General features: G+C 63.7%; 5 protein-coding genes. 2 read left to right on the plus strand and 3 right to left on the minus strand.

Going from position 1 to position 13,695, the window contains the following annotated elements; translation table 11 throughout:
• Position 1: 1 nt before the first annotated feature.
• Genes HUW10_RS00940 through HUW10_RS00950 form a run of 3 tightly spaced genes read right to left on the minus strand, consistent with a single transcriptional unit; the run spans position 2 to position 3,809 of the window.
• Positions 2-1,435 (minus strand): GH39 family glycosyl hydrolase, encoded by a 1,434-nt coding sequence (locus HUW10_RS00940; RefSeq protein ID WP_011930554.1) that lies wholly within the window; start codon positions 1,433-1,435, stop codon positions 2-4.
• A complete protein-coding gene (locus HUW10_RS00945; protein ID WP_011930553.1) occupies positions 1,432-2,994 on the minus strand; it encodes a GMC oxidoreductase in 1,563 nt (520 codons plus the stop codon). Before HUW10_RS00945 ends, HUW10_RS00940 begins: the two co-directional genes overlap by 4 nt.
• Positions 2,995-2,999: 5 nt before the next feature.
• Positions 3,000-3,809 carry an SDR family oxidoreductase gene (locus HUW10_RS00950; RefSeq protein WP_011930552.1) on the minus strand — a complete coding sequence of 270 codons (810 nt, stop codon included), beginning with the start codon at positions 3,807-3,809 and terminating at the stop codon, positions 3,000-3,002.
• 827 nt (positions 3,810-4,636) lie between these two features.
• Between HUW10_RS00950 and HUW10_RS00955 the strand changes: the two genes are divergently transcribed.
• The gene (locus HUW10_RS00955) at positions 4,637-4,963 is read left to right on the plus strand and encodes a hypothetical protein (RefSeq protein ID WP_155856274.1); all 327 of its coding nucleotides are present in this window, start codon (positions 4,637-4,639) and stop codon (positions 4,961-4,963) included.
• A gap of 87 nt (positions 4,964-5,050) precedes the next feature.
• A complete protein-coding gene (locus HUW10_RS00960) occupies positions 5,051-13,579 on the plus strand; it encodes a GH36-type glycosyl hydrolase domain-containing protein (RefSeq protein ID WP_174501856.1) in 8,529 nt (2,842 codons plus the stop codon).
• Positions 13,580-13,695 lie beyond the last annotated feature (116 nt).

Raw genomic sequence — 13,695 nt, forward strand, 5'->3', positions numbered from 1 at the left:
GTCAATTCGAGAAATGGATCGCGGCGACCGATTGTGGCGGCATCGACACTTTAATGTTCAACTTCCCGGAGTCACCATTGACCGGAACCGGTTCGCTCTGGAACTGCGACAGATGCTTGAGTTCTTCAATGGTCGCGGCGTTCAAATATTCAGGCTTGCCCCGTTGCTCCCAATGGGGCTTCGCATTGGCGTGCTCCAGGTCGATCCGCTGAATGGACGCCATCGATTCCGGCTTCGCGGACTTGAGCTCGAAGGAAACCTGCTCTGTCTCGATCGGATGCCGCGGCAGCGCAAAGTTCGTCAATACCAGCGTGGAACGCTGATCGCCGCGCACGAACCAGGCATCGACGGTTGCGTGGCTCCCCTTGACCGGCATCATCTGCGTGCCCAGTTCATGCAGCAACTGGAAGGCTCGATAGGCGGGCTTGGCGATGCCATGAATGTTGAGCAACCCGAATCCGCCGTGGAATGGGATCGAAGGGAAATAGTTTTCCTCGAAAATGTCTGAGAACGTCCAATAGCTGTATCCCTGAACCAGCCCACTGGCTTCGAGGATCGTTTTGACGATAAACGCGGCGGCGTAGGGATCGTCATGCATCGGATCGCGCGGATTGGAGGATGTGCACCACTCCGTGTAGTAGACCGGCAAATCGCCGGCGTTCTTTCGGACGTCGCGGGCCTGTTCGCGCAGGATGCTGCGCGTTGAGGCCGCTAATTGAGCTTCGGTGTCGTCGCCCGGTTTGCCGAATGCATCCGTGGGATAATGATGTGTACTGACGAAATCGGCCGGCAGGTCATTGGCCTTGCAGAATGCCAGAAAATCATCGATCCACGCATTCGCCGCCGTGGCGGGACCGCCGACTTTCAGCATTGCGTCAACGCCCTTGATGGCCTCCACGGTGTAGCGGTACAGCTCGAAATAATCGCTCTGCTGACCGTTTCCGAATGCCGTCAGGTTCGGTTCGTTCCAGACCTCGAAGAACCACTGCCGCACTTCGCCCAATCCGTAACGGTCCACCCAATGACGTACCAGCTTTCTGATCAGCACGGCCCATTGCGCATAGTCCCTGGGACGGCCGACATTGGCTCGGTAGTGAAAAACCGTCTGATCACCGGAGGACAGAGCAGACGGCATGAAACTCAATTCGACAAAAGGCTTCATGCCGATCGACAGCAGGAAATCGAAGATCTGGTCGGTATTGAAAAACGAATAGAAGAACGTGTCGCCCTCACTCACCAGCGTTCCCATGTCATCGCTCAGAATGCCGTGAAACCGGACATGCCGCATGCCAAGTTCGTCATGCGCCTGCTTGAGTTGCGCCTGCCAATCAGCCCGCAAAGCAAGTGTCGCATGGCCGCTGCCGACCGTATGCTCCCAGAAATGCGGAAAGTCTGTGGTGCGTCCGCTCAGGTCGCTTGAGAACATGGCCGTCATTTCAGTCTTTCCTTGATTCGGTCGGCGACACGAAGCGCGTTGGCGATGATTGTCAGCGTCGGATTGACCGCCCCGATCGATGGAAAGAAGCTGGCATCCGCAATGTACAGGTTATCGAGTTGATGGGCCTTGCAGTCGAGGTCCAGCACCGAGTTCGCGGGATCGGTCCCGAAGCGCGCCGTCCCTGCTTGATGCGCCGTGCCGCCGATCGGAATGTCATTGCCCAGATAAAGGCTGCGCTCCAGGAGTACTGGATGAGCGCCCGCGCTGCTCAATATCTGCTCGAGCTTTTTCTTGAGCCGATGATGAGCTTCCATATCACCTTCGGTGATGTCCAGAACGACACGCTCGCCATCGTAGCGAATGCGGTTTTCCGGCCGCGGAATATCCTCGCTCGACAACCAGAAATCCATCGAGTGGCGCGCCATCTCATCGAACGGCATCTTTGGCATCCATTCCAGCCAGCTCGGCAGCGCTTCGCCCCTGATTTGCGCGCCATGCGACGTGGCGCACATCTGTATTAACCCGAGCGGATATTCCCAGTCATCCGATCCGAAGTAGAAATCGGAGATCGCGAGGGTTTTCTGGAATACCGTGTCGTTGGGTTCGCGCATCAGCGCCATCAGAATGGACTGATTGTGACGCATGTAGTTGCGCCCGACCTGGCCGGAACCGTTGGCGAGGCCATCGGGATGATCGTCGTTCGCGGAGCGCAGCAGAAGCAGCGCCGAGGACAGCGCGCCGCACGCGACGACTACGATATCGGCCGAGTAGTGCTCTTCACTGCCATGGCGCGTCACCGCGACGTCTTTCACTTTGCTGCCCTTGGCGTCCGTTCCGAGCCTGGAGACATACCCGTTGGTCAGCAACGTCAGGTTGGGGTGCAACTTAAGTGCCGGATCGACGCACATGACCTGCGCGTCCGCCTTGCCGTTCAGAAGACAGGGAAATCCATCAAACGCGTCGCAGCGGATGCAGATGCTGGTCGGCGTGACTTTTCCATGCTCCTCATCAAGAAGAATACCAAGAGGGAGATGAAACGGGTGCAAGCCGCCTCTCGCCAGGCTGTCCTGTAGCGTTTGGATGCGCGGCTCGTGGGAAACCGGCGGATAGGGAAAGGGACCGCTTGAAGGGGGCTCGTTCGGATCTTCGCCGCGTTGGCCGTGAACGTGAAACAGCCGCTCGGCCTCGCCGTAATAGGGCTCGAACACCTCGTACTTTAGAGGCCATGCAGGAGAGACGCCGTCCTTGTGCTGGACTTCGCCGAAATCTCGCTCTCGCAGTCTGAAAAGCGCCGCGCCATAGACCTTTGAGTTGCCGCCGACATAATAATGCAGGCCGGGATGAAAAGTCTCGCCATTCTTGCCATACCACGTCTCATCAGCTTGATAGGCGCCATCGACGAACACCGTCTGCGAGTCCCAGTTCGCACGCGAACGCGGCAGATAATCGCCACGCTCAATCAGCAAGATGCGTTTGCCGGTTGGCGCGAGGCGATACGCGACAGATGCGCCACCAGGGCCGCTTCCGATGATGATGACGTCGTAATGCTGCGTCATCGTCTTCAACCGTTGGTCGAGAAGCCGGGGTAAAGCGTCATGCCCCCGTCAACGAAGAGTGTGGTGCCTACGACGTAGTCGGAATCGTCAGACGCCAGCCAAACGGCGGCGCGTGCGATATCTTCGGGCAGTCCGATCCTTCCATAGGGAATTAGCGTCAGCAGACTCTTGAGGGCCTCCGGCGTGTCCCAGGCGGAGGTATTGATTGGCGTCTGTATCGCGCCTGGTGCGATGCCGTTGACGCGGATGCGCTTGGGGGCAAGCTCCTGCGCCATGCTCTCCATCATCAATTTGATGCCGCCCTTCGAGGTGGCGTAATTCGCGTGACCTGCCCACGGGATCACTTGGTGCACCGAACTCATGCAAATGATCTTACCGGCTGCGCGCGACACGGATGGGACCACGCCGCGGCGCAGGAACTCGCGTATGGCCGCCCGCGCGCAGAGAAACTGGCCGGTCAAATTGACGCCAAGGACTTTGTTCCACTTTTCCAGGGTCATGTCAGAAAATGCAGAGTCGCGTTGCATACCGGCATTGTTGACGAGGATGTCGATCGTGCCAAATTCGCGTACGGCTCGGTCGAACATGTCGCCGACCTCATCTTCATGCGAAACATCGGCCTTGTGTGTGATAGCGTTGCCGCCGAACTGCTTGATCTTGTCAACCACAGCGTTCGCGGCGGCGTCGCCCTCGACATAATTCACCACTACATCGGCGCCCGCCTGGCCGAGAGCAATTGCGACGCCCTCGCCGATGCCGGAGTTGGCCCCGGTAACGAGCGCCTTCTGTTTGGCCAAGAGCTTGCGATCGGACATGGGGGTTCTTTCACAAATACCGCAAAAGGTCGGGCAACCCTTGCGAGAGGGTGGCGACCTCTTGAAGAGACAAGTTTGACGGTCCGGTGCTTGCCGGACTGGCCGCAACCTTTATCGGCGAAGCCGGCGGCAAACCCCAGGCCTTTCTTCAGTGGATCGGCCGCTCGTCTGAGGATGCCGGCGTTTGGGCGATCGCGGCAGGCTCGGAATCTACCTAGTCGGCCCAAATGCCGCTGGTCGCACTCGTTGGCTCACCGCCGATTTCCGGAATACGCGTTCCTCTTGATCAAGGAGGGCAAAATCGGGGTCATGTGAACCCAGTATTCGTACTGCTCGATGAGGGCCGTCCGCCTCCAGCTTCACGGCCTAGCCCAATACTTGGCCAATTTCGTCCGCATCCCGGCGCTATCAGGTGAAATCACTCAGCGATCACCCGCGACGCTTGGGCAAACCGGCCAGAATCGAGCGAAGGTCATCGATCACGCCGGCGACGCTACGCTGTCTTTCAGATGGCGGTTGCGGCGCCGCGCGACTTCGGCGGTATTCTGGTGTTGACTGGCGGCCTTCGACCAAAAGCCGGTGGCGCGGTGCTGAGACAGATGGTTGTCCCGTCGTCACCGCCACCGACGTCGGGCGCACCGTGCCCGCCTTCAAACCCGCGCCGGGTTCAGACAATTCTGACCAGGATCGAAGCCGGTGGCGCCGAGCGTATGGGGGTGCTGATTAATTGAGTATTTTCCGAGTCTTGTCTTACTCTTACGATCCCGCCGTAATCAGCTTATCGCAACTCACTCTAATCCGATTGCTGTGACGAGCGAGAAACGACCATGGAACGGGAATTGCTGATGGGGTTCGGGACGCTATTGACGCCATTGCCACGGACCACGTCAGGTCACCTTCCAAGTTTGCAAATTGTACATGATCCGTATGATATTTTCGTGTCCGTTGTGAGTAAGAAACGGCATGTCGTAATCATCGGCGCGGGCTTCGCGGGGCGGCTGCGCACTGTCGAGGGTCGGCTGTTGCAGCTGCGCTTCTCCGAGAAGTCCCTGGCGCCAAGCTGCGACGGCGCTGCACATGTCGATGTCGCCGGCGATCTGCCCGCCGCCGCTGAATGGCGTGCCGACCGGGACGCCGCCCGTCCCGCGCCGTAATCCGGCTTCTGCCCCGCCTGAGCAAAGGTCCTCCGCCCGGACCGTCCGGCCCATGCCTCTCGCGCCACTCTGCACCGGAAGGCATAAATGAATCCGATCGTCGACCTTCGCCGCTACTCCTTCAAACGGGGCAACCGCGCCCGGCAGGGCTCCGTCTGGAACGACGCCTCGCCGATCCGCGAGGAATTGTTCGGTGCCGAGCGGCTGGAACAGCACGCACGAAGCCTCGCTGCCGCCCAGCCCATCACCGCCCGGCCGCCTTCCGCCCCTTCGCTGCATACCCGCCTGAAGAGGAATGCCGGTGTGCTACTCGCCGCCTACCGGGCAACGGCTGCCGATGTCGAGGCAGGCCGCACCGTGGTGCCGGCCGCCGAGTGGCTGCTAGACAATTATCATCTCGTTGAGGAACAGGTCCGGGAGATCCGTGACGACCTCCCGCCTAGCTATTACCGGTTGCTGCCGAAGCTCGCCGAGGGGCCGTTCGCCGGCTACCCTCGCGTGCTCGGCCTCGCCTGGGCCTATGTCGCCCATACCGACAGCCATTTCGATCCCGAGATGTTGCGCTGCTTCATCGCGGCCTATCAGCAGGTCGAGCCGCTGACCATCGGCGAGCTGTGGGCTGTGGCCATCACACTGCGCATCGTGCTCATCGAGAACCTGCGCCGGCTGGCCGACCAGATCACCGCCGGGCGTCGGGCGCGCCGAGAGGCCGACCTGCTCGCCGACCGGCTTCTCGTCTCGGGCGAAGCCCGGGCCGCGCTCGACGCCGACATCCTGATCCGCTCGCCGGAACCGCTGGACGAGGTCTTCGCCGCCCAGCTCGTCAAGCGGCTCAGGGACCGGGACCCGCGGATCACGCCGGCACTGGGATGGCTGGAGACACGACTGGGAGCCCAAGGCGCATCGGTCGAAGGTGTGGTGCAGCATGCTCAGCAGCGGCTTGGCGCCTCCAACGTCAGCGTGCGCAACGTCATCACCAGCATGCGGCTGATCTCCGACATCGACTGGGCCGAGATGTTCGAGAGCGTCAGCCTGGTCGATGATCGGCTGCGGGCGGGGAGTGCCTTCGCCGCGATGGATTTTTCCACGCGCAACCTCTACCGGAGCGCGATCGAGCAACTCGCCCGCGGCTCCGTGGCATCCGAGCTCGACATCGCCGGGCGGGCGCTGCAGGCCGTTGCGTCGGTGAACGCCACAACGCAGGATGCGTCGACCGGGCCGGCCAGCGATCCCGGCTTTTATCTCATCGGCGATGGGCGGAGCGCATTCGAACGGACGATCCGTTTCCGCCCGCCCGCCCGGCTTCGCCTTAGCCGCCTCAGCATCCGGCTCGGCATAGGTGGATATATCGGCACGATCATCGCCGTTACGCTGGGCCTCATCGCGCTGTCACTCTGGGCACTCTCATCCGCCGGCCTTTCCAGCGGCTGGCTCGTTTTGTTCGCGGTCATTGGCTTCGTCTCGGCAAGCGAACTGGCGACCGCACTGGTCAACCGGGGCGTGGCATGGATGTTCAATGCCACCAGCCTGCCGGGCCTCGAACTCGCGGGCGGCGTCCCGACCTCCTTGCGCACTCTCGTCGCCGTGCCGACGCTGCTCACCAGCGAAGCCGACCTTCAGGAACAAGTCGAAAGGCTGGAAGTTCATTTCCTCTCCGGTGCCGGCGGCGATATCACTTTTGCCCTTCTGTCGGATGGCATGGACGCCGACTGCGAGGTCCTGCCGGACGATGCGCCATTATTGGAGCTCGCCGTGCAAGGGATCGAGCAACTTAATCTGCGTCACGGCGCCGGCCCGGCCGGCAACCGCTTCCTCCTGCTGCACCGCCATCGCCTGTTTAATCCGGGCGAAGGAAAATGGATGGGATGGGAGCGCAAGCGCGGCAAGCTGCATGAGCTCAACCGCCTGCTGCGCGGCGCGGACGACACCTCCTTCATGGCCGTTGGTGGCCGGCCTCCGGAGGTCCCGGTGGATGTGCGCTACGTGATTACGCTCGATGCCGACACCCGCCTACCGCGCGACGCCGCGCTCCGGCTCATCGGCAAGATGGCGCATCCGCTGAACCGGCCGAAATTCAACGCTGCCGAGCGGCGGGTGGTAAGCGGCTACGGGATCCTCCAACCGCGGGTGACGCCCTCGTTGCCAATCGGCCGCGAGGGCTCGTTCTATCAGCGGGTCATCTCCGGCGGCGGCGGCATGGACCCCTATGCGGCGGCTGTTTCCGACGTCTATCAGGACCTCTTCGGCGAAGGTTCCTACACCGGAAAAGGCATCTATGAGATCGATGCCTTCGAGGCATCGCTTGCCGGACGCATCCCCGACAACACGCTGCTCAGCCACGATCTCTTCGAGGGCGTGTTTGCACGCGCTGGCCTTGCGTCGGATGTCGAGGTCGTCGAGGAATTCCCTTCGCGCTACGATGTCGTCGCCAAGCGGCAGCATCGCTGGATGCGCGGCGACTGGCAGTTGCTGCCGTGGATCGTGGGTGACGGTGCAGGATGGCGCGGCCTGACCACGGTCGGGCGCGGTAAGATGCTCGACAATCTGCGTCGCTCCGTGGCGGGGCCGCTTACATTGCTGGCACTGGGCTTATGCTGGCTGTTTCCCGTGCCGGCGGCACGGATCGGCACGCTTCTGGTCATCTCCACTGTCGCGGTTCCCTCCTTCCTGCCGATCCTCTTCAGCCTGCTTCCGGGCCGCCCCGACATACGCGTACGCAGCCACTTGGCCCGGCTGCGGTCCGATCTGTGGCTCGCCGCAGCCCAGACATTGCTGTCGCTCGTCTTTCTCGCCGATCAGGCATGGCGTGCGGGCGATGCCGCGATCCGCACGCTGCTGCGGCTGCTCGTGACGCGCCGCCATCTGCTCGAATGGACGACGGCCGCCAAATCCTCGGCAGCGCCGCGACTGGATCTCATCGGCTTCTATCGGCAGATGTCGAGCGGCACGGTGCTCGGCCTGGTAATTACAGGGGGCGCGCTCACCCTCTCGCCATCCATCTGGCCGCTCATCCTGCCTTTCGCCTTGCTCTGGCTCGGCGCGCCCGCGATAGCGCAATGGGCGAGCCGTTCGCCAAAGGTGCCGCTGCGCCTCGCCGTCGGTGAACGGGAAGCACGCGACCTGCGGCTGATTGCCCGGCGCACCTGGCGCTTCTTCGAGACCTTCGTCACCCCGGCCGACAACATGCTGCCGCCGGACAATTTCCAGGAAGTGCCGAAGCCGGTGGTCGCGCGCCGCACCTCGCCGACCAATATCGGCCTCTATCTGCTCTCGGCCGTCGCCGCCCGCGACTTCGGCTGGGCCGGCACGATCGAGACCATCACGCGGCTGGAGGCGACCTTCGCCACGCTGAAGAGGCTGCGCCGCTTCCACGGGCACTTCCTCAACTGGTACGGCACGCAGGACCTCGCGGCATTGCCGCCCGCCTACGTCTCGTCCGTCGACAGCGGCAATCTCGCCGGTCATCTCATCACGCTGGCCAATGCCTGCGAGGAGTGGCGGGATGTCCCCGTCGGCGCGAGTGCGCGCGCGGGCATCGCTGATGCTTTGGCCTTGGCCCGCGAGGCGATGGCCGGCCAGTCCGGTGCGGGCGGTTCGCAGGGGCAGGCGCTGACTGCGGCGCTGGACGAGATCGACGTCCAACTGAACGGCGTGCAGACGCTGGAAGCGACGGCTCCGATTCTGAAACGGCTTACCGACAAGGCCACGAGGATCGTGCTGGAGACTATTCCGGCGACGGGCGACGACGGAGTCACCGACATCGTCTATTGGACAAACGCGCTCGGTAAGGCGGTGAGCGAACATGAGCGCGACCGCCTCGAGCTTCTGGCAGTGCCTGCCGCTACACGGGATCGCCTGACCGCGCTGGCGGATATGGCACGGGCCATGGCCATGGAGATGGACTTCGCCTTCCTGCTCGATCCCGAGCGGAAGCTGCTCTCCATCGGCTATTCGCTCGCCGAGAACGGCCGCGATCCAAGCTGCTACGACCTTCTGGCGTCCGAAGCGCGCCTCGCCAGCCTGTTCGCCGTCGCCAAGGGCGATGCGCCAACCCGCCATTGGTTCCGACTCGGGCGGCTTGCGACGCCACTCGGCAACGCCTCGGCACTCATCTCCTGGTCGGGATCGATGTTCGAATACCTCATGCCGTCGCTGGTGATGCGAGCGCCGGCCAGCAGCGTGCTCGAACAGACCAACCGCCTGGTGGTCGAGCGCCAGCAATCCTACGCGCGGTCTCTCGGCGTTCCGTGGGGCATGTCGGAATCCGCCTACAATGCGCGCGACATCGAATTCACCTATCAATACGCCAATTTCGGCGTGCCTGGCCTCGGCCTCAAGCGCGGCCTCTCGGAGAGCGTCGTCGTGGCGCCCTATGCGACCGGCCTTGCCAGCATGGTGAATCCCGAGCGCGCGCGACAGAACTATGCCCGTCTCGTCGAGCTGGGCGCGCAGGGCCGCTACGGCTTCTATGAAGCGCTCGACTTCACCCGTTCGCGGCTTCCGGAAGACGAGGACGTCGCCATCGTCCGCAGCTTCATGGCCCATCACCAGGGCATGACCATCGTCGCCATCGCCAACACGCTGCTGGGCGGCGAGATGCGCGCCCGATTCCATCGCGAGCCGATGATCCGGGCGAGCGAGCTGCTGTTGCAGGAACGCTCGCCGCGCGACGTCGTCGTGGCCCGTCCCCGCGCCGAGGAAGTTCGGGCCGCCGCCGTCGATGCCCGCAGCGAGGGGGCGATGGTGCGCCGCCTGACCGCGCCCGCTCCCGGGGCGCCGATTACGCATCTGCTCTCCAATGGCAGCTACGCCGTCATGATGACCGCCGCCGGCAGCGGCTACAGCCGCTGGGGCGACATCGCGGTGACGCGCTGGCGCGAAGACGCCACGCGCGACGACTGGGGTTCCTTCATCTTCCTGCGCGACATGCGGGGCGGCAGCATCTGGTCCGCCACCACGCAGCCGATGGCGGACGCTGCGGGTGAAAGCGACGTGGTGTTCGGCGAGGACCACGCCGAGTTCATCCGTCACGATGTCGGCCTGACCACGACGATGGATGTCATCGTCTCCGGCGAGCACAACGGCGAGGTTCGGCGCGTCTCGCTGACCAATAGCGGCCGGCGGACCCGCGAGATCGAGCTGACCTCCTATGCCGAGCTCGTCCTGACCACGCCGGCCGCCGACAATGCCCACCCGGCCTTCGCCAAGATGTTCGTCGAGACCGAGCATCTGCCTGAGTTTGGTGCTCTCATCGCCACGCGGCGACGTCGGGCGCCGGGCGAACCGCAGATATGGGCCGCGCATTTCGCGGTGGTGGAAGGCGAGGTCGCCGCAAATCCGCAATACGAGACCGACCGCGCGCGTTTCATCGGACGTGGGCGCAGCATCGGCACGGCCGAGGCTATGTCGGGCGGCCGGCCGCTCTCGAACAGCGTGGGAACGGTGCTGGACCCAATCTTCTCGCTGCGTCAGAGCGTTCGAATCGAGCCGGGCAAGGTCGCGCGTGTGGCATTCTGGACCGTCGTCGCGTCGTCGCGGCCGGAACTGCTCGATCTGATCGATGCCCATCATGATCGCAACGCGTTCGACCGTGCTAAGACCCTGGCGTGGACACAGGCGCAGGTCCAGCTTCGACACCTCGACGTGGACGCAGAAGAAGCCGCCGACTTTCAGAGAATCGCCGCGCCGCTGCTCTATACCGACCGGCGCTTCAGGTCGCCGTCCGAGACGATCACGCGCGGTGCCGGCCCGCAGTCTGGTCTGTGGCCGCACTCGATCTCTGGCGACCTGCCGATCGTGCTGCTTCGGATCGACGATGTCGAAGACATGGCGCAGGTGCGCCAATTGCTGCACGCCCATGAATATTGGCGCATGAAGCGCCTCGCCGTGGACCTCGTTATTGTGAACGAGCGGGCTTCCTCCTATGTGCAGGACCTGCAGATCGCCATCGAGGCCGCGGTACGGACCAATCAGTCGCGTCCGCTGCTGGGCAAGGAACCGGCGCAGGGGTCCGTCTTTATGCTGCGCGCCGATCTCATGAGCGTGGAGGCGCATGCGCTTCTGCGCTCGGTCGCCCGGATCGTCCTTGGGGCCCGCGGCGGCACTATCGCTGACCATTTCGCTCGCCTGGGTCCGCCGTCGAATCCGCCTCCGGTCCAGCGCCGGGCGCGGGCTTTGACCCCGATGCGTGAACCCGCGTCGTCGCGCGAGCCGCCGAAGCTCGAATTCTTCAATGGCCTGGGCGGATTCGACAAGGACGGGCGGGAATATGTGACCATCCTCGAACGCGGCCACACCACTCCGGCACCGTGGATCAACGTCGTCGCCAATGCCTGCTTTGGTTTCCAGGTTTCGGCTGAGGGCAGCGGCTACAGCTGGGCGCAGAACAGCCGAGAGAACCAGCTCACCCAATGGTCGAACGACGCGGTCGCCGACCCGGCGGGCGAGGCGATCTATGTGCGGGACGAGGAGAGCAGCCATCTGTGGAGCCCGACCGCGCAACCGATCCGAGGTGACGGCACCTATGTCGCGCGGCACGGCTTCGGCTATAGCAGGTTCGAGCATGAAGCGAACGGCGTCGCCCTGGACCTGCTGCACTACGTGCCGCTCGACGATCCGATTAAAATCTCGCGCTTAAGACTTACCAATCGGTCCGGCCGGCCGCGCCGGCTTTCCGTCACCGCCTATGCGGAATGGGTACTCGGCACTTCGCGCGGGGCGTCGGCTCCGTTCATCACCACGGAGATGGACGCGCAGTCCGGAGCGATGCTGGCACGCAATCGGTGGAGCGTCACCTTCGGCTCTCGCGTCGCCTTCGCCGATCTCGCGGGGCGGCAGACCACCTGGACCGCCGACCGCACCGAATTCCTCGGCCGCGATGGCGGACCTGCGTCTCCTCTCTGCCTTGCAAGCAAGGTGCCTCTGTCCGGGACGACCGGCGCCGGCCTCGATCCGTGCGCTGCGCTGCAGACTGTAGTCGAGCTCGGCATCGGCGAGACGGTCGATGTCGTCTCCTTCCTCGGCCAGTGCAGCTCAGTAGACGAGGTGCGGGCACTCGTCGATCGCTATCGCCACGCCGATCTCGATGCTGCGCTCGCCGCCGTGACGCAGCACTGGCATGACGTGCTCGGCGCGGTCCAGGTGAAGACGCCGGACCGGGCGATGGACATCATGCTGAATGGCTGGTTGCTCTACCAGACGCTCGCCTGCCGCATAACCGCACGCTCGGCCTTCTATCAGGCGAGCGGCGCCTATGGCTTCCGCGACCAGTTGCAGGACGGCATGGCGCTGACGCTGGCTCTGCCCGCGGAGACGCGGGACCATATATTGCGCGCCGCCGGGCGGCAGTTCGTCGAGGGCGACGTCCAGCATTGGTGGCTGCCGCAATCGGGCCAGGGAGTTCGCACCCGCATCTCCGACGATCATGTATGGCTCGCCTTCGCCACCGCGACCTACATCGACGGAACCGGAGACGCCGCAATCCTCCACGAGCCCGTGCCTTATCTCGACGGCCCGGTCCTGCGGACCGAAGAGCATGAGCATTTCTTTCAGCCGATGCCCTCGGATATCGTGGAGCCGCTCTACGAGCATTGCGCCCGCGGCCTAGATCATGCCGTTGCTCTCATCGGCGAGCTCGGCCTGCCTTTGATCGGCACCGGCGATTGGAACGACGGCATGAATCGCGTCGGCGAGGCCGGCAGGGGCGAAAGCGTTTGGCTCGGCTGGCTCCTCGTCCGGACCATCGAGATGTTTGCGCCCTTCGCCGGCGAACGAGATCCCGAGCGCGCCCGCCGCTGGCGGATTCATGCTGCCTCGGTAAGGCGGGCCCTGGAGCGCTCGGCCTGGGACGGCGAATGGTATCGGCGGGCGACGTTCGACGACGGCACTTGGCTCGGCTCGAAGGACAGCGGCGAGTGCCGCATCGATTCCATAGCACAGTCCTGGGCTGTGCTGTCGGGCGCCGCTGATAGACTGCGCGCCACCACCGCCATGGCCTCGCTGGAGCGTCGTCTGCTCCGCACCGACGCCAAGCTTGCCTTGTTGTTCACACCACCCTTCGACCATACGCCACTAGATCCCGGCTACATCAAGGGCTATCCGCCGGGCCTGCGCGAGAATGGCGGGCAATACAGCCACGCCGCGATGTGGGCGATCCTCGCCTTTGCAAAGCTCGGCGCCGGCGACAAGGCGCATGATCTGTTCGCGCTTCTCAATCCGATCAACCATGCCTTCACCGCGGAAGAGGCCGAGCGCTACAAGGTCGAGCCCTATGTCGTGGCCGCCGACGTCTATTCCGTCGCTCCGCATGTGGGGCGCGGCGGCTGGAGCTGGTACACCGGCTCGGCCGGGTGGATGTATCGGGCCGGCGTCGAGGGCATTCTCGGCATCCGCCGGGAGGGGGATTTCCTCGTCGTCGCTCCCTCGATTCCGGAGGCATGGCCGGGATTCAAAGCGACGGTGAGGCTGGGTGAGGGGGTCTGCCGAATCGAAGTTCGCGCTATCGCCGGGGGCGAGGAGCCTTATTCGGTGCTCGACGGCGTTCGCAGCCCGTCACCGGACAGATCGGCTCGTATTTCCCTCAACTGCCAGAGTCATGATCTGCTCATGTCCATCTAGGGCTTGTGGGGATTCATCGTGAGTTGATGACGGCTGCGGCGAGGTGGATCATTGCCTGGAAGCTCTGGTCTGTTTTGCAGGCGCGCAGGGCGATGCGTTTGAACTCCTTTAGAGTC

Source organism: Acidiphilium sp. C61, from assembly GCF_905116885.1.
Classification (GTDB): Bacteria; Pseudomonadota; Alphaproteobacteria; order Acetobacterales; family Acetobacteraceae; genus Acidiphilium.